We start from the raw sequence: 24,060 nt of genomic DNA, 5'->3' as shown, positions 1-24,060 counted from the left end.
AAGCCGGCCCCGACGGGGTGAGCGCCATGGATGGCGCGAATCCAGCCGGGAGAGGGTTCAGGCAGGCTGCCACGCAAGAGCCGCCCTCTCCTCCGGCCCCTCTCCCGCGAGCGGGGAGTCGGGCGCCGCATGCATCGCGGTTGGTCAAGGATCCCGTCTGCGGCATGACCGTGGATCCGCAAGCCACTGCGCATCACGCCACGCACGACGGTCACGACTACCACTTCTGCGCCGCGCGCTGCCGCGAGAAGTTCGTGGCTGACCCGGAGGCGTACCTGGGCGGGCGCAAGCCCGCACCGCCGGCGCCGGCTGGGACGATCTACACCTGCCCGATGCATCCCGAGGTGCAACAGGTCGGTCCCGGCGACTGCCCGAAATGCGGCATGGCGCTGGAGCCGATGATGCCCACGCTGGACGAGGACGACGATGGCGAGCTCACGGCGATGTCGCGCCGTTTCTGGACGCTGCTGGCGTTCGCCGTGCCGGTGTTCCTGCTGGCGATGGGGCCGCACCTGTCCGACTGGCACCTGCCTTCGCCGTGGGACGGCATCGCGGGCTGGATCGAGGCGTTGCTGTCCACCGTGGTGGTGCTGTGGGGCGGCGCACCGTTCTTCGCGCGCGGCTGGCGCTCGCTCAGGCCGTGGTCGCCGAACATGTACACCCTGATCGCGCTGGGCACCGGCGTGGCCTGGGCATACAGCGCAGTGGCCTTTCTGCTGCCGGGTATCTTCCCGGCGGCCTTTCGCGACATGCATGGCCGCGTCGGCGTGTATTTCGAATCGGCGGCGGTGATCGTCACCCTGGTGACGCTGGGCGACTTCCTTGAACTGCGCGCGCGCCGGCGCACCGGCGCGGCGCTGAAGGCGCTGTTGGGCCTGGCGCCGAAGACCGCGCGGCGCATCGCCGCCGACGGCAGCGAGGCCGACGTGCCACTGGACGAAGTGCAGGCAGGCGACACGCTGCGTGTGCGCCCCGGCGAGAAGGTGCCGGTGGACGGCGTAGTGCTGGAAGGCACGAGCCATGTCGACGAATCCATGCTCACCGGCGAACCGATGCCGGTGGCCAAGGGCAACGGTGACAAGCTGGCCGGCGGCACCCTGAACCGCGACGGCGCCTTGGTCATGCGCGCGGAGAAGGTGGGCGGCGCAACCCTGCTGGCGCAGATCGTGGCCCTGGTGGCGCAGGCGCAGCGCAGCAAGGCACCGCTGCAGCGCGTGGCCGACAAGGTAGCCGCGTGGTTCGTGCCCGCGGTGGCTGCCGTGGCCGTGCTGGCCTTCATGGCCTGGGCCGTGTTCGGGCCGTCGCCGCGACTGGCGCACGCGCTGATCGCGGCGGTGTCGGTGCTGATCATCGCCTGCCCCTGTGCGCTGGGCCTGGCCACGCCGATCTCGATCATGGTGGCCAGTGGGCATGGCGCGCAGCATGGCGTGCTGTTCAGGGACGCCGGTGCGATCGAAGCGTTGCAGGACATCGACACCCTGGTGGTGGACAAGACCGGCACACTGACCGAAGGCCGACCCTCGCTCACCGGGCTGGTGGTGCTGGGCGGCCAGTCGCGTGAACGCCTGCTGGCACTCGCCGCCGCGCTGGAGCGACCCAGCGAGCACCCGCTGGCCCATGCCGTCGTGAGCGCCGCCGATGCGGAAAGTGTGGCCATGCTCGCGGCGACAGGATTCCGCGCGCTTACCGGCTGCGGCGTGGCGGCCGCCGTGGATGGCGCCACGGTGGCGCTGGGCAATGCGAAGCTGCTGCAGGAGCTGGGCATCGTGCTGGGCGAGGAGGCGAATGCCCGCGCCGAAGCGTTGCGCGGGCAGGGTGCCACGGTGATGCATCTCGCCGTGGATGGCGTACTCGCCGCGCTGCTCGCGGTGGCCGACCGCATCAAGCCCGAGGCGCCGCAGATCGTGGCGGCGCTCAAAGCGGCAGGCCTGCGCGTGGTGATGCTCACCGGCGACAACGCCACCACGGCACAGGCGGTGGCCGGCCGGTTGGGCATCGATGAAGTGCAGGCGGAAGTCTCGCCCGCGGACAAGGCGGCGGCAGTGAAGGCGTTGCGTGGCGAGGGGCGCAAGGTGGCGATGGCCGGCGATGGCGTCAACGATGCGCCCGCGCTGGCTGCTGCCGATGTGGGCATCGCGATGGGCAACGGCAGCGACGTGGCGATGGAAAGCGCGCAAGTGACCCTGGTGAAAGGCGAACTGGGCGCGATCCTGCGCGCACGCACGCTGTCGCAGGCCACGGTGCGCAACATCCGCCAGAACCTGTTCTTCGCCTTCGTCTACAACGGCGTCGGCGTGCCGCTGGCGGCGGGTGTGCTGTATCCCGTCTTCGGCATCGTGCTGTCGCCGATGATCGCCGCCCTGGCGATGAGCCTCAGTTCGGTGTCGGTGGTGAGCAACGCATCGAGGCTGCGCCATACGGCCCTGTGACGACTGTCACCGGCGATGCTTGACGGACGCTTCTGCCGCGGCCCGCGCCGACAGAGGAGCATCTCTCTTGCACCCAATCCCGGGTCGAAGGAGATGCCCCATGAACACGATTGCCCAGGTTCGTACTGCAGTGGACCGCCTTGCGCCGCTGATGCTGGCGTTGTTTTCCAGCGCGTCGATCGCGTTTGGCCTTGTCTGGTCCTTGCTCGCGGTCATCCATCCGCTGGGTTGAGAATGCCGCCAATGACCTGCGCGGCATCCGGCTGACGGGTGCCGCCCTGTGCGCAGGGAGCGGGAGGATCTAAGCTGCGCGCCTTCCGCGCACGCGAAGTCCGAGCATGTCCCGCACCCTCGCCGAATGGCTGTCCTACCAGGAACACGTCAATCCGCGCAGCATCGAGCTGGGCCTGGAGCGCGTGCGCAGCGTGTGGCGGCGGATGGGCGCACCGGCGCCGGCGCGACGGGTCATCACCGTGGGCGGCACCAACGGCAAGGGCTCCACCGTAGCGCTGCTGGAGGCGACAGTGCAGGGCGCGGGCTTGCGCGTGGGCGTGTTCACCTCGCCGCACCTGCTCGCCTACAACGAGCGTGTGCGCATCGATGGCCATGACGTGGACGATGCGGCATTGGTCGCCAGCTTCGAGCGCATCGAGGCGGCACGCGGCGACACGCCGCTGACCTATTTCGAGTACGGCACGCTGGCGGCGCTGGATCTGTTCGCGCGCGCCGGGCTCGACGTGGCGGTGCTGGAGGTGGGCCTGGGCGGACGGCTGGACGCAGTGAACATCGTGGACGCCGACGTGGCCGTGATCACCACGGTGGACCTGGACCACATGGACTGGCTGGGCCCGGATCGCGACAGCATCGGCCGGGAGAAAGCCGGCATCGCCCGCGCCGGGCGGCCGGCGATCGTGGGCGAGGTCGATCCGCCGCAGGGGCTGCTCGAGGCGCTGGCTGCCACCGGAGCGAGGATCGAGCGTGCCGGCACGGATTTCCTCGCCGAACTGCATGCCGACGGCTGGCTCTGGCGGCATCGCGACGGCACGGCGATGGATCTCCCGGCGCCCGCGCTGGCCGCGCCGGTGCAGTACGCCAACGCCGCCACGGCGATCGCCGCGCTGCACGCGCTGTGGATCGATGGCGACCCACTGGCACCGCAGGATGCCTATGCCGCGATCTGCCACGGCCTGCGTCAAGCACGGATCGCGGCGCGCCTGCAGTCGCTGGGAGGCGATCCACCGCTGATCGTGGACGTGGGTCACAACCCGCAGGCCGCGCGCGCGCTGGCCGCTTGGCTGGACGCGCAACCACCCGCGCGCACTCATGCGGTGTACGGCGCCCTGGCCGACAAGGACGTGGCAGGCGTGATCGCCGCGCTGGACGCGCGCATCGACCACTGGCACCTCGCCGGCCTGGACGGCGTCAGCCCGCGCGGCCTGGCGGTGGACGCACTGGCCGACATCCTGCGCCAGACCTTGCCACAGGCGAATTGCGACCGGCACGGCGACGTGGCCGGGGCGCTGGCAGCGGCGCGTGCCGCGGCGCGACCGGGCGAACGCATCCTCGCGTTCGGTTCATTCTTCGTGGCCGCGGCGGTCATGGCTGAATGCCACCGGTGAGCCGCGGGCGGCGCGCGGATCGGGGCAGGTATAATCGCCGGATCGCGGGCCACGCAGGCCGCCTCGGAGCGAACTCTTGAAAACACGTCTGCTGGGTGCCTTCGTCCTGATAGCCCTGCTCGTCATCTTCGTGCCGATGTTCTTCTCCAGCAATCCGCCGCCGGCCACGGCGAGCGACCAGTCGGTGAGCCTGGCGATCCCGCCCGCGCAGGACAGCAACCTGCAGACCCGCACCATGAGCCTGGCTCCAGGCGCACCTGCGGCAGCCGGTAGCGCCGCAACTGCGACGGCAGCCGGCACGGTCGCAGCGGCGCCGGCCGCCAGCACCGCCACGGTGACACCGGGGCAGGGCGGCCAGCTCGCCACGGTGAACATCGCCTCGCGCCGCCCCACCGACGTGGGTACCGACGCCGCGGCACCCAAGGCACAGCAGCAAGCCGTGCCGGCGATGGGTTCCGGCGCCTCGCCCTCGCAGCCGGTGATTCCGCTGCAGGGGCAGGGCGGTGCTGCCGCCACGCCGCCGGCTGCCAAGGCTCCGGCGAAGACGGTCGTGACCTCGGCCGTGGCGCCCGTCCAGGCGCCGGTGACCGCGCCGGCGGCGGCAGCCGCCTCGGCGGATCGTGCGCTCTACGTGCTCAATCTCAGCGCCTATGCCAATGCGAACAGCGTGGATCACCTGGTGCGCCGCGTGCGCGGACTCGGTTACCCGGTGCTCACCCGTGTCATCACCCAGGCCGGCAAGCAGCTCACCCTGGTGACCGCCGGCCCGTTCGACTCGCGTACTACCGCCGAGGCGGCGCGGCTGAAGATCACCCAGTCGATTCCCGGCGTGCCGGCGAAACTGGTGGAAGGGTTGGGCCACGCCGATTCCAACATCGCGTCGACGCCGGTCAGTACGACCACCACGACGACCGCGAACCCGGTTGCCGCTGCCGCGACTCCGCGCGCCGGCGGTTATGCGGTGCAGCTGGCCGCGCTGGGCAGCGAGGCCGACGCGAATGCCCTGCGCGACAAGCTGCGCGCGGGTGGCTTCGACGGCTTCGTGGATTCGGTGAACGCGGGTGGCAAGCGCCTGTGGCGCGTACGCGCCGGCCCGCTGACCCAGCGTGCCGATGCCGAGCGTGTGCGCGACCAGATCAAGGCGAAGTTCAACATCAGCGGCAACGTGGTCAACGTTCCCTGACCGACAGACCAGCACAGGCCCGGGCATGAACTGGATCGACTACACGATACTCGGCGTGCTGGGCCTGTCGGTGCTGGTCGGGCTATGGCGCGGCCTGGTGTCCGAGGTGCTGGCGCTGGTGATCTGGATCGCCGCGTTCTGGGTGGCGTGGCTGTTCGGGCCCGCGGTATCCGAGCGGCTGCACATGATCACCATGCCGGCAGCGCGCGTGGCCGCGGGTTATGCGCTGTGCTTCGTGCTGGTGCTGGTGCTGGGTGCGCTGTTGCGCTTCTTCGTGCAGCGGCTGCTGGTGAGCACCGGCCTGTCGGGCACGGATCGCCTGCTCGGCATGGTGTTCGGGCTGGCGCGTGGCGTGCTGCTGGTATGCGTGCTGGTGTTCCTGTGCCAATTCACCGCGTTCACGCGCGAGCAGCCGTGGCGGCAGTCGATGCTGCTGCCGCCGTTCCAGAACGCCACGATCTGGCTGGGCCAGCAGGTGCCGCCGGGCGTGCGCGAACATTTCCATCCGGCAGCGGTGTCGGACTCGCTGCGCGAGCACCTGGATCCCGCGATCTTGCACGGGGCATTGCGCAAGCAGCTGCCAGCCACCATCTCCACACCGGGCGCAACCCCCGCGCCGGCCGCCACCGTTTCTTCCTCGAATCACCCGTAGCAGGCTATCCATCATGTGCGGAATCATCGGCATCGTCGGTACCACCGAAGTGGCATCGGCGCTTTACGACGGCCTCACGGTGCTGCAGCACCGCGGCCAGGACGCGGCCGGCATCGCCACGGTGGACGGTGCGCGGCTGCGCCTGCACAAGGGCAACGGCCTGGTGCGCGATGTGTTCAACCAGGCGTCGATGAGCCGCCTGCGCGGCCGCATCGGCATCGGCCACTGCCGCTACCCGACCGCGGGTTCGGAAGGCGCCGAGGAGGCGCAGCCGTTCTACGTCAACTCGCCCTACGGCATCGCCATCGCGCACAACGGTAACCTGGTGAACACCGAGGCGCTGCGCAAGGAAATGTTCGAGGACGACCGCCGCCACATCAACACGGATTCCGATTCCGAGGTGCTGCTCAACGTGCTCGCGCACGAGTTGCAGATCCAGGAGCGGATGGCGCTGACCCCCGACCACATCTTCAAGGCGGTCGCCGGCGTGCACGCGCGTGCGCGTGGCGGTTACGCCTGCATCGCGCTGCTGCTCGGCTACGGCCTGCTGGCCTTCCGCGACCCCAACGGCATCCGCCCGCTGGTGCTGGGCGAGCGCATCACCGCCGAGGGCCGCGAGTACGCGGTGGCGTCGGAATCGGTGGCGCTGGACGTGCTGGGCTTCAAGCGCCTGCGCGACGTGGCCCCTGGCGAGGCGGTGTTCATCACCGACGACGGCCAGTTGCACACGCGCCACTGCGCGGACAGCGCGATGCACGCGCCGTGCATCTTCGAATACGTGTATCTGGCGCGGCCCGACTCGATGATCGAGAACGTGTCGGTGTACAAGGCGCGCCTGCGCATGGGCCAGAAGCTGGCCGAGAAGATCCTGCGCGAGCGCCCGGACCATGGCATCGATGCGGTGATCCCGATCCCGGACACCGCGCGCACCGCCGCCAGTGCGCTGGCCGAGGCGCTGGGCGTGCCGTTCCGCGAGGGCTTCGTCAAGAACCGCTACGTCGGCCGCACCTTCATCATGCCGGGGCAGGGCGACCGGGTGAAATCGGTGCGCCGCAAGCTCAATGCGATCGATCTGGAATTCCGCAAGAAGAACGTGCTGCTGGTGGACGACTCCATCGTGCGCGGCACCACGTCGAAACAGATCATCCAGATGGCGCGCGATGCCGGCGCGAAGAACGTGTTCTTCGCCTCCGCCGCGCCGCCGGTGCGTTACCCCAACGTGTACGGCATCGACATGCCCTCGGTTACCGAACTGGTCGCCGCCGGCAAGACCGAGGCCGAGGTGCAGCAGATGCTGGGCGCCGACTGGTTGATCTACCAGGATCTCAAGGACCTGGTGTGGGCGGTGCAGGACGGCAACGAGTCGCTGAAGCAATTCGACTCCTCCTGCTTCAACGGCGAATACGTCACCGGCCTCGACCAGCATTACCTGCAGCAGATCGAGATGCTGCGCTCGGACGACGCCAAGGCCGCGCGCCGCAGCGCGTGAGGAGCTGCGACTGAAGAGGGACTTCCGGTGCGAGGCAAACCGTCAAGCCGCGGCTCGTGGGGCAGCCCGAAAGCCTTCCGGGATCTGGCCGTTTGCCTTGTCGTCCTTGGAATCTTGATTGCCTTCGATTCGAAGGCCCTGGATTTCTGGCTGGTGTTGGCGTGGATTGGCCTGCTGGTCGTGGGTTCGCTTGTCCTCGTATGGCGTACCTGGAAACACCGGGACGAAGGCACGGTCTTCCTCGGGCAACATAACGCGCTGCCACGCAGCTGGAGAAAGTGGATGCTGGGCGAGAGCGACGATGACCGCTCCCGTTAAGATGGCCGCTCCCGTTAAGGAGAGGGGGGCACGCAGCCTGCTGGAGGGTATGACCCACCTCCACGCCGCCGCCAAGGCCTGCCTCGACGCCATCGACCCGGCCGAGAAACTCCGCCTCACCCATGCCGCCTGGGCTGCCGTGCAGTCGGGCGAGCTGCGCCCCGATCCTGACGCTTCGCCGCCCGAGTCGATCGGCGCCCCGGGTCGCCCCGCGAAGCCGCGGCTGGTCAGCGCCCGCCAGGTGCCTCAGCGCGGTCTGGGCAGCGCCGAAGGTCGCGCCGCGCTGGTGCACGCGGTGGCGCACATCGAGTTCAATGCGATCAACCTCGCCTGGGACGCGGTGTACCGTTTCCGCAGCATGCCCGACGACTATTACCGCGACTGGGCCAGTTGCGCGTGCGACGAGGCCCGTCATTTCGCACTGCTGTCCGCGCGGCTGGCCGAACTGGGTCACGCCTACGGCGACTTCGACGCGCACAACGGCCTGTGGGAAATGGCCGAGAAGACCGCGCACTCCGACACCGCGCGCATGGCGCTGGTGCCGCGGGTGCTGGAGGCGCGCGGGCTGGACGTGACACCGGGCATGATCGAGCGCTTGCGCCATGCCGGCGACGAACGCACCATCGCCGTGCTGGAAGTGATCCTGCGCGAGGAAGTGGCCCACGTGGCCGCCGGCACGCGCTGGTACCGCTGGTGCTGCGGGCGCGACGGCATCGATCCCTTCGAGAATTTCTTCGGCTTGCTGCGTGACCATCTTGGCATCAGCCTGCGCGGTCCGTTCAATCGCCCTGCAAGGCTGGAGGCGGGCTTCGTCGAAGATGAACTGGACCGACTGGCGGCGCTGGCCGTGGCGGGCTGAGCAAGCACGCCGGGAGCGGCGGCAAGCGAACAGGGTCCGGCTTCACTTGCGGCGCGTCGCCACTTGTCGCTAGCTTTGCGGTGCCGCCAGGGGTGAACAGGACGCCGGCATGGTTCTGCAGGGCGGGGACCGGGGATGGCTAGCCTATCGAAATCATGGGCGGGATTCCCATTTCAGAGGATGTCTAGGGAGGGGGAACATGACGATCATCGAACATGCCAGGCACCGCCTGTGCGTGGCGTGTAGTGGGCGTGTGGCGTTCCGGTTGACGCTGGTTGCAGGCCTGGCAGTGGCGGGTGGCATGTTGCCATTGTCTGTCAGCGCGCAAAGCACGACGGCACACATCTTCGGCCAGGCGCCGGCAGGCGAAACCGTTCTCGCGCAAAGCAGCAACGGTTTGCATCGCCATATTACCGTCGATGCCAATGGGCGCTACAGCCTGCGCAACCTGCCCATGGCGGTGTACACGGTGTTGCTGCAGAAGGACGGCAAAACCGTCGATACGCGCACCAAAATTCCGTTGACGGCCGGAGGGGGCGCGGAGGTGGATTTTGCCTGTCCGAACGACCACTGCGCTGCGACATCGAGCAGTTGAGGGTAGTTTGCCCGGTGAAGTTGGCCGAAAGCGAAAGCGGCCGCCCATGAGGCGGCCGTTTTCGTTGAAACACTGGTTGGGGGACAGGAAAGACGGTCTGGCTGAATCCGCAGAGCAGGGCAACGCGCAATGAGCACGCCAGGCAACCAACCAGCCGCTGCTTTCCCCATGAACCAATTGGCCGTCCTGGCCGCCACAGGTCGAAACCGTGGCTTGTGGAACACCGGATGCCCATTTTGCTGAATGGTTGCCCGCGTCTGGTTTGACAGCAGTATCCCGGCTCACGAGGATGGGGAGGCGCCGTATAGGCGGCGCTCCCTCCGCGACGGCCCTGGCCGCTTCACCGCCGGCACCGCACTTCGGTCTGATGCAATCTCCTTGACTGACACGCTTGCCGTCGCGCTCCCATCCCCACGAGGAGGAGACGACATGAAGAAACTGGCCATCCCTTTCATACTTCCGGCCATGTTGATGGCCTTCAGCGGCGTGCAGGCCCAGATGGCTCCTGCGCAGCAAGCTCCGCAGCAGATGCCCCAGCAAGAGATGCAGCAGCAACAGGAGACGCAGCAGCAGGAGATGCGCCAGCAAGAGATGCAGCAGCAGAAACCGCAACAGGCACCGCAATCGACGCCGGCCTCGACCGCACAGACGACGAGTTGCGGCGGTGTGGCGAACAAGGCGATCACGGCCATGAACAAGGGAGATTTCAACGGCGCGATGCAGTCGTTCGACCCCGCGCACAAACCGGCAAGCGACAAGCTGCAGCAGGCCTGGGGAGAGTTGACGAAGCAGTACGGCAAGCCCAAATCGATCGGCGGCGCGGCCCAGGGGCAGATGATGCAGGGTTATGTCGTCGTGCTGGTTCCGATGCAGTTCGACAAGGGGCAGCTCGGTGCCGAAGCCGCCTGCAGCGCGAACGGGCAACTGGTGATGCTGCGTTTCGGCCTCATGCCGAATGCGGCGGCCTCGAAATCCTGAGGTCGACTCTGCCCCCGTGGCGGTCCGTGCGGGTGTACTTGGTGGGAACAAACAGGAAAGCCGCCCGAGAGGGCGGCTTTCCTGTTCCTGGAATCGGTGGATCCAGAAGTTCGAATCTTGGTCGGGGAGACAGGATTTGAACCTGCGACTTCTACGTCCCGAACGTAGCGCTCTACCAGGCTGAGCTACACCCCGCGGTAGCCGCACATCTTAATGACGGCCAGAGGGCTTGGCAACAGTTTCCGCATCCGGCGCGAAGCCGCGATGGCGACTGCGGCTGGCGGGGGCCATCTGTTAATCTTGGCGGCTGCTGCGCGGCGGTTCGACCGGCGGCGCGTTCTCCCGTTCCCAGAGGTTTCCATGGCGCTTACCCCGGCCCGCACCATGCCTGGCGTGCTCGAGCTGCTGCCGCTCGACCAGATCGCGTTCCAGCGCATGCTCGACACGATCCGCCGCAACTACGAGCGCTTTGGTTTCCTGCCGGTGGAGACGCCGGTGATCGAGTACGCCGACGTGCTGCTGACCAAGACCGGCGGCGAGACCGAGCGGCAGGTGTATTTCGTGCAGTCCACCGGTGCATTGGAGCAGGGCGAGAAGCCGGACCTGGCGCTGCGCTTCGACCTTACCGTGCCGCTGGCGCGCTACGTGGCCGAGCACGAGCGCGAGCTGAGCTTCCCGTTCCGCCGTTACCAGATGCAGCGCGTGTACCGCGGCGAGCGCGCCCAGCGCGGCCGCTTCCGCGAGTTCTACCAGTGCGATATCGACGTGATCGGCAAGGACAGCCTGTCGATCCGCTACGACGCCGAGCTGCCGGCGGTGATCTACAGCGTGTTCCGCGAACTGGCGATCGGCCCGTTCACCATCCAGCTCAACAACCGCAAGCTGATGCGCGGCTATTTCGAGAGCCTGGGCGTGGCCGACGCCGGGCAGCAGATGCTGGTGTTGCGCGAGGTGGACAAGCTGGACAAGCGCGGTGCCGACTACGTGCGCGACACGCTCACCGGTGAGGCATTCGGTCTCCCGGCGGAGGTGGCGACGAAGATCCTCGCCTTCGTGCAGGTGCGCTCCACCTCGCTGCAGGATGCCTTCGACAAGCTCGACGCACTGGGCCCCGGCCCTGAGGCGATGGAGCAGGGCCGTGCCGAGCTGAAGGAAGTATTGGGCCTGATCCATGCGCTCGGCGTGCCGGAGACGCATTACGCGCTGAACCTGTCGATCGCGCGCGGTCTCGACTATTACACCGGCATCGTCTACGAGACCACGCTCAACGATCATCCGCAGATCGGCTCGATCTGCTCCGGCGGCCGCTACGAGAACCTTGCCGCCCAGTACACCAAATCGCACCTGCCCGGCGTAGGCATCTCGATCGGCCTCAGCCGCCTGTACTGGCAGCTGCGCGAAGCCGGCCTGGTGCACACGGCGCAGAGCACGGTGGACGTGCTGGTGACCCAGATGGACGAGGCGCAGTTGCCGGCCTACCTCGCGCTGGCCGGCGAACTGCGTGGCGCCGGCATCGCCACCGAGGTGGTGCTGGAAGGCGGCAAGCTGGGCAAGCAGTTCAAGTACGCCGACCGCGCCGGCATCCGTTTCGCCGTGGTGCTGGGCGAGGACGAGCTGGCCAAGGGCGTGGTCACGGTGAAGGACCTGCGCCGCGGCGACCAGTTCGAGGTGGCGCGCACCGAACTGGTCAAGACGCTGCGGGTGGAGCTGGAGCAGGCCGCGGCGATGGGGTAAGGGATACGTGTCGCGGCTGAAGCCGCTCCTACAAGGCGGTGCGTCGTAGGAGCGGCTTCAGCCGCGAACGGCCTGGTTCTTGGCGTTGTTGGGCTTGTTGGAGCATTTGTGAGCGAAACCATTCTTCTCGACGGCAGCAGCCTGACCCGGGCGCAGCTGGTGGCGGTGGCCCGCGGCGGCGCCAAGGTGGCGCTGGACGCGAAGCAACTGGAGCGCGTGCAGCGCGCGGCGGACTTCCTTGCCGACAAGGTCAACTGCGGCGAGCCAACCTATGGCGTTACCACCGGTTTCGGCAGCAATGCCGACAAGCTGCTGGGCGCGCACCGCGTGCGCGACGAGTTGCCGGGCAGCCGCGCAGAAGCACCGGAAGGCACGCTGCTCGAGGAGCTGCAGCACAACCTGATCATTACCCACGCGGTATGCGTGGGCAGGCCGTTCGGCGCCGATGTGGTGCGCGCGATGTTGCTGATCCGCATCAACACGCTGATGCGTGGGCATTCCGGCATCCGCGTGCAAACCTTGGAAGCGCTGACCGCGATGCTCAACGCCGGCGTGGTGCCGGTGGTGCCGGAGAAGGGTTCGGTGGGTGCCAGCGGCGATCTTGCACCGCTCTCGCACCTGGCCATCGTGCTGCTCGGCGGTGGCGAAGCGTTCTACGAGGGCGAGCGCCTGCCGGGTGGCGAGGCTTTGAAGCGTGCGGGTCTCGAACCCGTGCGCCTGTCGTTCAAGGAAGGCCTGGCGCTCAACAACGGCACCGCGCAGATGCTGGCCACCGGCGCACTGGCCCTGCACGACCTGGAGCATCTGCTCGATGCCGCCGACCTCGCCGCAGCGATGACATTGGATGCCTTCGCCGGCCGCAGCGGTGCGTTGCGCCCCGAGGTGCACACGCTGCGCCCGCATCCGGGCCAGACCGCGGTGGCCGCGCATGTGCGCGAGCTGCTGCAGGAATCCACCCTGGTCGACATCCCCTATCACCTGGTGCCGCACTTCAAGCCGTGGACGGCGGAGGCGTGGAACGAGCTGGACGACCAGGCGCTCAGTTTCGACATCGGCTGGAACTGGGTGCCGGCCAACCAGCGCCATGGCCGCGAGGCGTTCTATGCGCGCTTCCTGCCGTTCAAGGGCGGCAAGAAGCACCAGCCGCAGGACGCTTATTGCCTGCGCTGCATGCCGCAGGTGCATGGCGCGGTGCGCGATGCCTGGGCGCAGGCCTGCCGCGTGTTCGACATCGAGCTGAACGCGGTGACCGACAACCCGCTGATCTTCCCGGATGCGGAAGGTGCGCAGTTCATCGAAGAGCAGGTGATCTCCGCCGGCCACTTCCATGGCATGCCGCTGGCGCTGGCGATGAGCTACGTGAAGGCGGCGATCCCGGTGCTGGCGTCGATCTCCGAGCGCCGCCTCAACAAGCTGGTCGACCCGGCCACCAACGACGGCCTGCCGGCCTTCCTCACCGGCAACGAGGACGGCACCGATTCCGGCTTCATGATCGTGCAGTACACCGCCGCGGCGCTGGTCAACGACCTCGCCACCCGCGCGCATCCGGCCAGCGTGTACTCGGTGCCGACCAGCGCGAACGCCGAGGACCACGTCTCGATGGGTGCCAACGAGGCGCGCCACGTGCTCGAGATGATCGAGGACCTCGGCCACGTGATCGCGCTGGAGCTGTACACCGCGGCACAGGCGCTGGATTACCGCCAGGAAATGTTGAACGCCGCGCGCCGCCTGGCGCAGCGTGGCGGCTGGCAGGCGCTGGCGGCGAAGGTGGCGAATGCGCCGCGCGAAGGCCAGCCGCATCACGAGCAGTTCGTCGCCGAGGTGCGCCAGCTGGCCGGGGCGCTGTCGGCCACCAGCGATTTCCACGCCGGCGCCGACGTGCGCCGCGCCCACGCCATGCTGCGCAAGCACATCGGTTTCCTGCATCGCGACCGCGCGCTGGACGGCGATGTGCGCACGGTCTGCGAACTCGTGCGCCAGGGCGCCTTCCATCCCGCGCATGCGGCCTGATCTTCGGAGTTGCCACCCATGAGCCTGATCCAGACCCCGGTGTCCTACGGCGAGCTGATCGACAAGATCACCATCCTCGAAATCAAGTCGCAGCGCATCGGCGATCCGGCCAAGCTGGCCAACGTGCGCAACGAACTGGATTTGCTCAATGCGACCTGGGCCGCGCATCCCGCCTCGAAAACCGACATCCGCGACGAGCGTGCGCGCCTGCTTGCCGTGAACGAGGCCTTGTGGGAGATCGAAGACGAGATCCGCCTCAAGGAGAAGGCGCAGGCCTTCGATGCCGGCTTCATCGAGCTGGCGCGCTCGGTGTATTTCAGGAACGACGAGCGCGCGGCGGTGAAGCGCGAGATCAATGTGAAGCTCGGCTCGCAACTGGTCGAGGAAAAGTCCTACCAGGACTACCGCGCCCCCTGATTTACCCGTAGGAGCGCACCCTGTGCGCGAAGGCTTTTGCTCCGATCGGCGCCAGAGCCATCGCGCACAGGGTGCGCTCCTACGGAAGACCGAGGCAGCGGTTGGCGGCGCCGCACCTGGCCTCGGTGAATCCATGCCTCGTGTCTGCGATGTTGCTCTGCAGCTCGATTCATGGCGTGGCTTGGACTAGATTTGCACCCTTGATTTAGATCGATCCAAAGTCACGATCATTCCAAGGGAACACCTGCCCATGTGCAAGCGGAACCGGAACAGCGCCAAGCCGAAGTTCTTCCCCCTCGCATGCTTGTTGGTGTCGGGCAGCCTGCTTGCGCTGACAACGGCGTGCGCGACGGCGGTGGACACGTCGCCGGCCGCTGCGGTCAATCCGCTGATCGGCAGCAGCAATGGCGGCAACACTTATCCCGGCGCAGTCATGCCGTTCGGCATGCTGCAGTGGAGTCCGGAGAACACGCGCGGGCACCACGTGCGTACCGCTTCGCCCAGCGGCTACCAGTTCGATGCGCGGCGCATCCGCGGCTTCAGCCTCACCCATCTCTCGGGAGCGGGTTGCGCGGGGGCGAGCGGTGACATTCCCGTCATGCCGGTCACCCAACCGGTCACGGACTCGCCTTCGGTGGACACCGGCGACACCCGCTATGCCGTCGACTTCCGCCATGCCGACGAGCAAGCGACGCCGGGCGACTACCGGTTGGCGCTGGCCAACGGCGTGCGGCTGGAATTGGCGGCGGCGATGCACAGCGGCATGGCGAGCTTCGTCTTTCCCGTGGGCAAGCCGGCGAACCTGCTGGTCCGCAGCTCGGATTCGGAAGTGAGCAGCAGCGCGGCCGAGACGTGGATCGACACGGCGCAGCGGACGATCAGCGGCTCGGTCACCAGCGGCAACTTCTGCGGCTACCTGGCCAAGGCCGACCAGCGCAGCTATTACACGCTTTACTTCGTCGCCCGCTTCGACCAGCCGTTCACCGCCACCGGCGCCTGGCAGGATGCGGTGGTGCATCGTGGCGCAACCGCCGCGCAGGGCGGCACCGGCTACGACGCCAAGGGCTTCCCGACCGCAGGCAAGGGCTCGGGCGTGTGGGTGTCGTTCGATCCGGCCAAGGGGCCGATCGGGGTGCGCGTCGGCATCTCCTATGTGAGCCTGGCGAACGCGCGCGCCAACCTCGACGCCGAGATTCCGCAGGGGACCACGCTGGCGCAGGTGCAGGAGCACGCGCGCGACGCCTGGAACCAGGCACTGGGCCGCATCCAGGTCCACGGCGGCAGCGCCGACCAGCGCACGGTGTTCTACACCGCGCTGTACCACAGCCTGCTGCACCCGAACGTGTTCAGCGACGTCGACGGCGAATACCGCGGCTTCGACCAGAAGATCCATCGCGTGCAGGGCGACCAGCAGGCGCAGTACGCCAACTTCTCCGGCTGGGACGTGTACCGCTCGCAACTGCAGCTGGTGACCTGGCTGATGCCGAAGGTGGGCAGCGACATCGCGCAGTCGCTCTACAACCAGGCGCAACAGAACCGGGGCGAATGGGACCGCTGGACGCACAACAGCGGGGGCACCCACGTGATGAGCGGTGATCCCGCGGTACCGGCACTGGCGGCCATCTACGCGTTCGGCGGCCGTGACTTCGACCTGCGTGGCGCCTATGCCTCGCTGGTCCGTGCCGCCACCGTACCGACCGCGCATGACGGATCGGACGACGGCTGCAACGTGGAATGCGTGGGCGAGCGGCCATCGCTGGACCAGTGGCTGAAGCTGCACTACATCGCCACCAAGTCGCACGCATGGGGCGGTGCCGCCGAGACGCTGGAGGATGCGACGGCCGACTTCGCGCTGTCCGAACTCGCCGCCGACGTGGGCGACCGGGTAGGGCAACGGCGTTTCCTCGACCGCGCCGGCTACTGGCGCAACGTGTTCAATCCGAAGGCCGCGCCCGACGGCGGCTACATCCAGAACCGCAATGCCGACGGCAGCTGGCCCGCCTTCACGCCGTCCACCGACGACGGTTTCGTCGAGGCCAGCGCAGCGGTCTACGTGTGGATGGTGCCGTTCGACCTGCACGGCCTGTTCGACGCGATGGGCGGCTACGACAAGGCGATGGAGCGGCTGGACCGCTTCTTCCACGATGCCAATGGACATTGGGCCTTCACCAACGCCGGACCGCTGCATGCGGAACTGAACAACGAGCCGTCGGTGGAGACGCCCTGGCTCTACGATTTCGCCGGCCAGCCGTACAAGACCCAGGCGACCGTGCGCGCGGTGGTGAATGCGCTATGGAAGAACACGCCGGATGGCATCCCGGGCAACGATGATCTGGGCGAGATGTCGTCCTGGTACGTGTGGTCGGCACTGGGGCTGTATCCCGAGATTCCCGGCAGCGCGGACCTGGTCGTGGGCAGCCCGCTGTTCGAGCATGCCGTCGTCAGCCGCAGCGGCGGCGACGTGGTGATCGATGCGCCGGGCGCTGCGGCCGACACGCCCTACGTGCACGCCCTGCAGGTCGACGGCAAGCCGTATGCGCGCCCGTGGCTGCCGGCGACTTTCGCCACGCACGGCGGACGGCTGCGCTTCTCGCTGCAGGCGACGCCCGACAAGACCTGGGGTGGCGACCTGCGCGCCGCGCCGCCTTCCTTCCCACCCGATGCGGGACACGCCGGTACCTGACGGCGCAACCGACACGTAGGAGCCGCCACATGCTCATGAAGCAACGCATGCTGTTCATGGCCTGGGCCTGCCTGGCCTGCGGGATGGCGAGCGCACAGGCGCCCAATACCCTCACTCCCCAGGAGAAGGCGCAGGGCTGGCACCTGCTGTTCAACGGCCGCAGCCTCGATGGCTGGCATTCCTACCTGCAGAAGGCGCCCGGAAGGGACTGGTCGGTCCACGATGGCAGCATCGAGCTGCAGCGCGGACGAAGCGGTCGCCCGGAGGATTTCGCCGACCTGGTCACCGACGGCGAATACGCCAATTTCGACCTGAAGCTGGAGTGGCGGATGACGCCGTGTGCCGACAGCGGGGTGATGTTCTACGTGAACGAGTCACCGAAATATGCGCAGCCTTACGAGACCGGGCCGGAGATGCAGATCGCCGACCTGGCCTGCACGAAGCCGGACAGCCGTGTGCTGAACGAGCGCTCGGGCGACCTGTTCGACCTGATTTCCTCTCCGGTGGAATGGGTCAACCAGGCGCCGCAATGGAACCGTTTCGAGATCATTGCCGAGCACGGGCATTTGCAGTTCTTCCAGAATGGCCACAAGGTGCTCGACACCTGGTTGTGGACGGACGAGTGGAAGAAACTGGTCGCCTCCACCAAGTTCAAGGCGTGGCCGGACTTCGGCAGCTTCCGCAAGGGACATGTTTCCCTGCAGGGCACGGAGGACAAGGGCGAGACGCCGATCCGGCTGCAGTTCCGCGACATCAAGCTGCGGGAGTTGTAGCTGCAAGAGCCTGTTCACGGTTTCCGCATGGCCCGCGTTGCGTTGCCGTGGACACCATGCGGCTGCCATCGCTTCCACCGAGGCCGGTAGGAGCGCATCCTGTGCGCGAATGCGCTGGCGCTGATGGGAGCAAAAGCCTTCGTGCACAGGGTGCGCTGCTACCCGGCGCGGATCATGTGCGGATCGTGAACCGGCTCCAGATGGCGCTGCGGCTTCAACCGATCCCGAGATGGGCGCTGGCCGCGTCGAAGCACTCGATCACGTCGCCGGCTTCGATCAGGTCCATCACGCCGGGCCGCTCGATCTTCGTGCCCCAGGCCAGTTCGCTAGCCGGTTTGCCGAGGTATTTGCGCGCCGCCGCGTCGTACTTGTCCACGCACCAGCGGCGGTCGGAATAGGGGCCGGAGCGGTCCGGGTTGCTGGCGGCGTGCAGGCCGAGCACCTTGGTGCCCGCCGCGTTGGCCATGTGCATGGGGCCGGAATCCGGCGTCAGCAGCAGTTGCGCGCGGCCGAGCAGGGCCAGCAATTTCTTCAGCGTGTCCTTGCCGGTGAGGTCGGGCGGTGCGTGCTTGCATGCGGCCAGTACCGCATCGGCCATCGTGCGCTCGGCGGCCGAGGGACCACCCACCAGCGCCACGCGCCAGCCGCGCGCTGCGGCATGGTCCATCACTGCCGCGTAGCGCTCCGGTCGCCAGTTGCGCAGCGCATGGCTGGAGCTGGGACTCACCAGCAGCGTAGGCGCGCCGCCCGGCAATTGTTCCTCAGCCCAGGCCTGCGCTTCACCGGGCACCGGGATGTCCCAGCGCACCTCGGTCTGTTTCAGTCCCAGCGGCTCGCAGAAGCTGCCGATGGCATCGAGCACATGCTCCCCGGAGCGGGCGGGAATGCGTTCGTTGACGACGAGCCCATGCAGGTCCTTGGCGCGTGCCGCGTCGTAGCCAATGCGCCGATCCGCCTTGATGCCCAGGCTCAGCAGGTTGGAGCGCAGCGCCACCTGCATCTGCAGCAATGCGTCGAAGCGGCGGCCGCGCAGCGCCGCCCATACTTCGCGCATGCCGGCCCAGCCCGCCGCCTTGTCGAAGGTGACGAAATCCACGCCGGGCAGGTCGCCCACCAGCTTGCGTTCCAGCTTGCCCACGATCCAGGTCAGCTGCGCCTGCGGCCATGCCGCCTGCAGCGTGCGCACCAGCGGCACCACATGGGTGACATCGCCGATGGCCGAGGTGCGCAGCAGGCAAAGCGAAGCGGGAGGGGACATGTAAAATCGCCGGAAGCTGAAGGAGCGCAAGGCACCGATGCAAGAACAACTGCGCGAAGACGCCGATGGTGCGATTCTGTTCGACGCCACGGCATCGCCACAAGTCGACGCCGACTGGTTCGTGCCGGAACACTGGCGCGAGCATGGCGCGCTGCGCTCGCAGGCAGGCGGCCGTGGCGGCGTGCAGCTGATTGCCACGCCGGCGGGCGAATGCGTGCTGCGCCATTACCGCCGCGGTGGCATGGTCGCGAAACTGATGGGGGATCGCTACCTGTGGCGTGGCGCGAATGCCACGCGCAGCTTCGCCGAATTTCGCCTGCTGGCCGAGATCGCACGGTTGCGTCTGCCCGGGCCGGCGCCGGTAGCCGCGCGTTACCAGAGGCATGGCCTGTTCTACCGCGCCGACCTGATCACCCTGCGCATCGCGGACGCGCAGACGCTGGCCGAATGCCTCGCCGCCGGACGGCTGGACGCGGAGCTGGCGCGCGAGACGGGCGCGCTGGTGGCGCGTTTTCATCGCGCCGGCATCTGGCATGCGGACCTCAATGCGCACAATGTGCTGGTGACGTCCTCGGCATTGCACCTGATCGATTTCGACCGTGGATGCCTGCGCGCGCCGGCCGCGGGCTGGCGGCTGGCCAATCTTGAGCGGCTGCACCGCTCGCTGGTCAAGCTGGGCGCCGCCGCCCAGGGCGAAGAGGCGTTTCGCGCGGCGGTCTGGACACCTCTCCTCGACGCCTACGAGGCTACCTTCAGCGCATGAACTGGCATCTGCATTTCCTCGGCACGGGTGCGGCGCATGCGGCCCGCGAGCTGGGTTCCTCGGCCGTGGTGCTGGAACGCGACGGCGTGCCGGTGCTGCTGGTCGATTGCGGCCCGGACACGCTGGACCGTTACCTCGATGCCTACGGCGCCCTGCCGCCGGCGCTCTACGTCACCCACACCCACATGGATCACGTGGCGGGGCTGGAAGGCCTGTTCATCAAGCTGTGGTTCGACGAGCACCTGCGCGGCACCACGCGGGTGTTCGCGCACGCGGCATTGCTGCCATGGCTGCAGGCGCGGGTGGCTGACTATCCCGGGGTGCTGGCCGAGGGCGGGGTGAATTTCTGGGAGGCGTTCCGGTTGGTGCCGTGCACGCGCGGCTTCTGGCTCGACGGCCTGTGGTTCGACGTGTTCGCCACCCGTCACCACCGGCCCAATACCTCGTTCGGCCTCGCGCTGTCCGGCAGTTTCGTCTACACCGGCGACACCCGGCCGATTCCCGAGGTGCTGGCCCAGCATGCCGGCGGGAACGTGCTGGTGGCGCATGACTGCGGCTTGATCGGCAACCCCTCGCACACCGGCATCGAAGACATCGAGCGCGAGTACGACGCGGTGTTGCGCGCGCGCCTGCTGCTGTACCACTACGGCAGCGCGGCCGATGGCGCGGCGCTGGCGGCACGTGGCTATCGGGTCGCTGCGGCAGGGCAGCGCGTTGCGCTGGGAGCGCCGTTGCCGCCGCATGCGGATGCCGGTTGAGCGCCATCGTCCCTTGTCAGTCGACGTGGTGACCGCTATCCTTCCGCGTCTTCACCAGTCGCGGTTGGGCCGGTGGGAAGGCTTTGCGTGCGGAGAGGTGTCCGAGTGGTTGAATCAGGATGCTCTGGAGTTGTGTATACGGCTTATCCCCGTATCGCGGGTTCGACAAAATTCGTCGGGAACGAATTTTGGACAGCCGCAGGCTGGCCCCGCAGCGCGTAGCGCGGAGGGGTGAGGCCCAGGACGGGCCAAACCATCCCGCCCGGTGCTTCAAGTTGCAAAGAGTTTCATCCCGGAGAGGTGTCCGAGTGGTTGAAGGAGCACGCCTGGAAAGTGTGTATACGGCTTATCCCCGTATCGCGGGTTCGAATCCCGCCCTCTCCGCCAGTTAGAAAGAATGCGCGACGGCCTCGGCCATCGCGCAGGGCTCGAAAGCCCAACGTCCATGGTGGCCCCGTCGGTCCCCCCGCGACGATAGTCCGCAAACCCCGCCAGGTCCGGAAGGAAGCAACGGTAGTGGATGATTCGGGTGCCGGGGTGTGGCTGGCGGGGCCGCCGCCATTTGGAACCAGCCTTTCCCGCAGCCTGAAACCACCAGGCTGCCGATGGCTGGCAAAAGCGGACCCGCCCGGCACGTTCGCCCCTTCTCCCCATCGGGGAGAAGCTTGGGATGAGGGGCCAATCTTGCGATGCACCCACACCTTTACTGACTTGTAGTCCTCGCCTTGGCACAATCAGGCTTCGCCCCAAGGTAGTCAGGCATGTCCTATCAAGTCCTCGCCCGCAAATGGCGCCCGCGCAAGTTCGCCGAACTGGTGGGGCAGGAGCACGTGGTGCGCGCGCTCACCAATGCGCTGGACACCGGGCGCATGCACCACGCCTACCTGTTCACCGGCACGCGCGGCGTGGGCAAGACCACCATCGCGCGCATCTTCGCCAAGTCGCTGAACTGCGAGCGCGGCGAGTCGGCCGATCCCTGCGGCGAGTGTGCGGTGTGCACCGCGGTGGACGAGGGCCGCTTCGTGGACCTGCTGGAAATCGACGCGGCCAGCAACACCGGCGTGGACGACGTACGCGAGGTGATCGAGAACGCGCAGTACGCGCCTTCACGCGGACGCTTCAAGGTGTACCTGGTGGACGAGGTGCACATGCTTTCCAAGCCGGCGTTCAACGCGCTGCTGAAGACGCTCGAAGAGCCGCCACCGCACGTGAAGTTCCTGCTCGCCACCACCGACCCGCAGAAGCTGCCGGTGACGGTGCTGTCGCGTTGCCTGAAGTTCAACCTCAAGCGCCTGCTGCCGGAACAGATCGCCGGCCAGATGCGGCACATCCTCGGCGCCGAGAACATCGCCTACGAGGACGCCGCGATCGATGAACTGGCGCGCGGCGCCGACGGCTCGCTGCGCGACGGCCTGTCGCTGCTCGACCAGGCCATCGCCTACGGTGGCGGATCGCTGCATGCCGACGACGTGCGCACGATGCTGGGCAGCGTGGCGCGCGGCCAGGTGCTGGGCGTGCTGGATGCGCTGGCCGACGGCGACGGCACGCGCCTGCTCGCCGAGTGCGCGCAGATCGCCTCGTACTCGCCGGATTTCGGCGGCGTGCTGGACGATCTCGCCGGCGTGCTGCACCGGCTGCAGCTGATCCAGTTGATCCCCGGTTACCAGGCGGGCGACGAATCCGATGGCGAGGCGTTGCACGCGCTGGCCGCGCGCATCGCGCCGGAGGACGTGCAGCTCTACTACCAGATCGCCATCGGCGGTCGCCGCGACCTCGCGCTGGCGCCCGACGCGCGCACCGGTTTCGAGATGGCGCTACTGCGCATGCTGGCGTTCCGTCCCGGCGACGAGGCCTCGCGTCCAGTGGCGGAGCGCGCGGTGCCAGCCCCGCGACCCGCTGCGTCGCCCGCGCGCAGTGCCGCACCGGTCGCACCGCCGGCTCCGGCGTATCGTGCTGCACCGCCGGCCCCTGCCACGGCACCGGCCGTGCGCGAACCCGCCCCGGCTGTGCCGCTGGGCGCAGCCGGCGGCCTGCCGCACTGGGAAAGCCTGATCGAACAGGCTGGCCTGCGTGGCCCGTTCAGTGTGTTGGCGCAGAACGCGGTGCTGCGCGAACGCGACGGCAACACCCTGGTGCTGGCGCTGCAGCCGGCGCACATGGGCATGGCGGTGGAACCGATGGTCAGCCAGATGGAGGAACGCATCAGCCAGGCGCTGGGCGAACGCATCCGCCTGCGCTTCGTCGACATCGACAAGGCAGCCGTCGCCGCCACGCCGGCCGCGCGCGCCACGCAGGCGCGCAACGAGGCGCAGGCGGCAGCGGAGCAGTCGATCGAGGACGATCCCTTCGTGCAATCCATGAAACGCGACTTCGGCGCCCGCGTGGTGCCGCAGTCGGTGAAACCCTTTGGCAGTTGAAGACGGAGCAGTGCGATGAGAGGTCAGATCGGCCAGCTGATGCAGCAGGCCCAGCGCATGCAGGAAGACATGAAGCGCGCGCAGGAAGAGATCGCCAAGCTGGAAGTCACCGGCAGCGCCGGCGGCGGCCTGGTGAGCGTGACCATGAGCGGCGCGCACGAGGTGCGCAAGGTGTCGATCGACCGGCAGACCTTCGCTGACGACCCGGAGATGGCCGAGGATCTGGTCGCCGCCGCAATCAACGACGCGGTGAACAAGGTCGCCGAGGCCAGCCGCGCGAAGATGGGCAATGTCACCGCCGGCATGAGCCTGCCGCCAGGATTCAAGATGCCGTTCTGAATGGCCGGGATTCGGGATCGGGGATGCGGGGTTCGCAAAGGCGCGTATCCCGCTGTCCTCCCAGGTCCCAAATCCCGTCTCTCGAATCTCGTCGCCTATGACTACCTCTCCACTTCTCGCCAACCTCATTGAGGCGTTGCGCTGCCTGCCCGGTGTGGGTGGCAAGAGCGCACAGCGGATGGCGTTCCACCTGCTCGAGCGCGATCGTGATCGAGGCCTGAAACTGGCCGATGCGTTGCGCGAAGCGATGCAGCGCATCGGACAATGCCAGCGCTGCCGCAATTTCAGCGAGGAAGCCTTGTGCGCCATCTGCGGCGGCGCCAGTCGCGACCGCCAGCTGCTGTGCGTGGTGGAGTCGCCGGTGGATCTGGCCGCGATCGAGCAGGCCACCGGCTATCGCGGCCAGTACTTCGTGCTGCATGGCCGGTTGTCGCCGCTGGATGGCCTGGGACCGGAGGAGCTGGGTCTGCCCCTGCTTGTGCAGCGGCTGGGCGAGGGCGAGGTGGAGGAGCTCATCATCGCCACCAACCCCACCGTGGAAGGCGAGGCCACCGCACACTACCTGGCACAGCTGGCGCGTGCCGGCGGCATCAGGCCGACACGGCTGGCGCACGGCGTGCCGCTGGGCGGCGAACTTGAATTCGTGGACCGCGGCACGCTGGCGCATGCGTTCGGCGGCCGCCAGCTGCTCTGAGCCTTGCGATCATCCATGATCGCGGGAATCAAACGGGCGACCATCCCTGGCCGCACTCTTCAATGGCTTTGCGATCATCCATGATCGCGAAA

Annotated in this window: 20 protein-coding genes, 2 tRNA genes and 1 other RNA gene; 21 read left to right on the top strand and 2 right to left on the bottom strand. The window is 67.8% G+C overall.

Annotated elements, in window-relative coordinates:
- Positions 1–26: 26 nt before the first annotated feature.
- The 9 genes from ABQJ54_RS12395 to ABQJ54_RS12355 all read left to right on the top strand — a co-directional run bounded on the left by ABQJ54_RS12395 (position 27) and on the right by ABQJ54_RS12355 (position 10,122).
- On the top strand, positions 27–2,429 hold the full coding sequence (locus ABQJ54_RS12395) for a heavy metal translocating P-type ATPase (protein ID WP_437343359.1): 2,403 nt from the start codon (positions 27–29) through the stop codon (positions 2,427–2,429).
- 100 nt (positions 2,430–2,529) lie between these two features.
- Complete coding sequence (locus tag ABQJ54_RS12390; RefSeq protein WP_367854618.1) at positions 2,530–2,661, top strand: hypothetical protein; 132 nt, start codon at positions 2,530–2,532, stop codon at positions 2,659–2,661.
- A 106-nt stretch (positions 2,662–2,767) separates the two neighbouring features.
- Entirely contained in the window at positions 2,768–4,048 is a 1,281-nt protein-coding gene (gene folC / locus ABQJ54_RS12385; protein ID WP_367854617.1) for a bifunctional tetrahydrofolate synthase/dihydrofolate synthase, read from the top strand.
- Positions 4,049–4,124: 76 nt separating this feature from the next.
- Positions 4,125–5,231 carry an SPOR domain-containing protein gene (locus tag ABQJ54_RS12380; RefSeq protein ID WP_367854616.1) on the top strand — a complete coding sequence of 369 codons (1,107 nt, stop codon included), beginning with the start codon at positions 4,125–4,127 and terminating at the stop codon, positions 5,229–5,231.
- Positions 5,232–5,256: 25 nt separating this feature from the next.
- On the top strand, positions 5,257–5,883 hold the full coding sequence (locus ABQJ54_RS12375; protein WP_367854615.1) for a CvpA family protein: 627 nt from the start codon (positions 5,257–5,259) through the stop codon (positions 5,881–5,883).
- A gap of 13 nt (positions 5,884–5,896) precedes the next feature.
- A complete protein-coding gene (gene purF, locus ABQJ54_RS12370) occupies positions 5,897–7,372 on the top strand; it encodes an amidophosphoribosyltransferase (protein WP_367854614.1) in 1,476 nt (491 codons plus the stop codon).
- Positions 7,373–7,739: 367 nt separating this feature from the next.
- Positions 7,740–8,549 carry a ferritin-like domain-containing protein gene (locus ABQJ54_RS12365; protein ID WP_367854613.1) on the top strand — a complete coding sequence of 270 codons (810 nt, stop codon included), beginning with the start codon at positions 7,740–7,742 and terminating at the stop codon, positions 8,547–8,549.
- A 199-nt stretch (positions 8,550–8,748) separates the two neighbouring features.
- A complete protein-coding gene (locus ABQJ54_RS12360) occupies positions 8,749–9,144 on the top strand; it encodes a carboxypeptidase-like regulatory domain-containing protein (RefSeq protein ID WP_367854612.1) in 396 nt (131 codons plus the stop codon).
- Between the two features lie 429 nt (positions 9,145–9,573).
- Complete coding sequence (locus tag ABQJ54_RS12355) at positions 9,574–10,122, top strand: hypothetical protein (protein ID WP_367854611.1); 549 nt, start codon at positions 9,574–9,576, stop codon at positions 10,120–10,122.
- A 118-nt stretch (positions 10,123–10,240) separates the two neighbouring features.
- Here ABQJ54_RS12355 and ABQJ54_RS12350 read toward each other — a convergent pair.
- Positions 10,241–10,317, bottom strand: a tRNA-Pro gene (locus tag ABQJ54_RS12350).
- 165 nt (positions 10,318–10,482) lie between these two features.
- On the opposite strand from ABQJ54_RS12350, the gene hisS reads away from it, so the two are divergent.
- The 5 genes from hisS (at position 10,483) to ABQJ54_RS12325 (ending at position 17,739) form a co-directional block, all read left to right on the top strand.
- Positions 10,483–11,856: a histidine--tRNA ligase gene (hisS, locus tag ABQJ54_RS12345; RefSeq protein ID WP_367854610.1), complete on the top strand. Its 1,374-nt coding sequence runs from the start codon at positions 10,483–10,485 to the stop codon at positions 11,854–11,856.
- A 108-nt stretch (positions 11,857–11,964) separates the two neighbouring features.
- Positions 11,965–13,866: an HAL/PAL/TAL family ammonia-lyase gene (locus ABQJ54_RS12340; protein ID WP_367854609.1), complete on the top strand. Its 1,902-nt coding sequence runs from the start codon at positions 11,965–11,967 to the stop codon at positions 13,864–13,866.
- 18 nt (positions 13,867–13,884) lie between these two features.
- Positions 13,885–14,283, top strand: coding sequence for a DUF6165 family protein (locus tag ABQJ54_RS12335; RefSeq protein WP_367854608.1), 399 nt, complete (start codon positions 13,885–13,887; stop codon positions 14,281–14,283).
- 250 nt (positions 14,284–14,533) lie between these two features.
- Positions 14,534–16,966 (top strand): GH92 family glycosyl hydrolase, encoded by a 2,433-nt coding sequence (locus ABQJ54_RS12330; protein ID WP_367854607.1) that lies wholly within the window; start codon positions 14,534–14,536, stop codon positions 16,964–16,966.
- 29 nt (positions 16,967–16,995) lie between these two features.
- Positions 16,996–17,739, top strand: coding sequence for a 3-keto-disaccharide hydrolase (locus tag ABQJ54_RS12325; protein ID WP_367854606.1), 744 nt, complete (start codon positions 16,996–16,998; stop codon positions 17,737–17,739).
- A 214-nt stretch (positions 17,740–17,953) separates the two neighbouring features.
- Here ABQJ54_RS12325 and ABQJ54_RS12320 read toward each other — a convergent pair whose 3' ends face one another.
- A complete protein-coding gene (locus ABQJ54_RS12320; RefSeq protein ID WP_367854605.1) occupies positions 17,954–18,997 on the bottom strand; it encodes a glycosyltransferase family 9 protein in 1,044 nt (347 codons plus the stop codon).
- 37 nt (positions 18,998–19,034) lie between these two features.
- Between ABQJ54_RS12320 and ABQJ54_RS12315 the strand changes: the two genes are divergently transcribed.
- The 7 genes from ABQJ54_RS12315 to recR all read left to right on the top strand — a co-directional run bounded on the left by ABQJ54_RS12315 (position 19,035) and on the right by recR (position 23,968).
- Complete coding sequence (locus ABQJ54_RS12315) at positions 19,035–19,760, top strand: 3-deoxy-D-manno-octulosonic acid kinase (RefSeq protein WP_367854604.1); 726 nt, start codon at positions 19,035–19,037, stop codon at positions 19,758–19,760.
- Positions 19,757–20,518 carry an MBL fold metallo-hydrolase gene (locus ABQJ54_RS12310; RefSeq protein ID WP_367854603.1) on the top strand — a complete coding sequence of 254 codons (762 nt, stop codon included), beginning with the start codon at positions 19,757–19,759 and terminating at the stop codon, positions 20,516–20,518. The genes ABQJ54_RS12315 and ABQJ54_RS12310 overlap by 4 nt, the downstream gene beginning before the upstream one ends.
- 294 nt (positions 20,519–20,812) lie before the next feature.
- Positions 20,813–20,905: transfer RNA gene (locus ABQJ54_RS12305), tRNA-Ser, on the top strand.
- Between the two features lie 68 nt (positions 20,906–20,973).
- Positions 20,974–21,070: signal recognition particle sRNA small type (gene ffs / locus ABQJ54_RS12300), an RNA gene on the top strand.
- Positions 21,071–21,279: 209 nt separating this feature from the next.
- Positions 21,280–22,935 (top strand): DNA polymerase III subunit gamma/tau, encoded by a 1,656-nt coding sequence (gene dnaX / locus ABQJ54_RS12295; RefSeq protein WP_367854602.1) that lies wholly within the window; start codon positions 21,280–21,282, stop codon positions 22,933–22,935.
- A gap of 15 nt (positions 22,936–22,950) precedes the next feature.
- The gene (locus tag ABQJ54_RS12290) at positions 22,951–23,274 is read left to right on the top strand and encodes a YbaB/EbfC family nucleoid-associated protein (protein ID WP_367854601.1); all 324 of its coding nucleotides are present in this window, start codon (positions 22,951–22,953) and stop codon (positions 23,272–23,274) included.
- Positions 23,275–23,371: 97 nt separating this feature from the next.
- Positions 23,372–23,968, top strand: coding sequence for a recombination mediator RecR (gene recR, locus ABQJ54_RS12285; RefSeq protein ID WP_367854600.1), 597 nt, complete (start codon positions 23,372–23,374; stop codon positions 23,966–23,968).
- The last annotated feature ends 92 nt before the right edge of the window (positions 23,969–24,060 follow it).

The sequence above is a fragment of the Rhodanobacter lycopersici genome (assembly GCF_040812335.1).
In the GTDB taxonomy this organism is placed as follows: Bacteria; Pseudomonadota; Gammaproteobacteria; order Xanthomonadales; family Rhodanobacteraceae; genus Rhodanobacter_A; species Rhodanobacter_A lycopersici.
The sequence above is the reverse complement of the archived record's forward strand: the minus strand, read 5'-3'. Positions and strand labels throughout refer to the sequence as shown.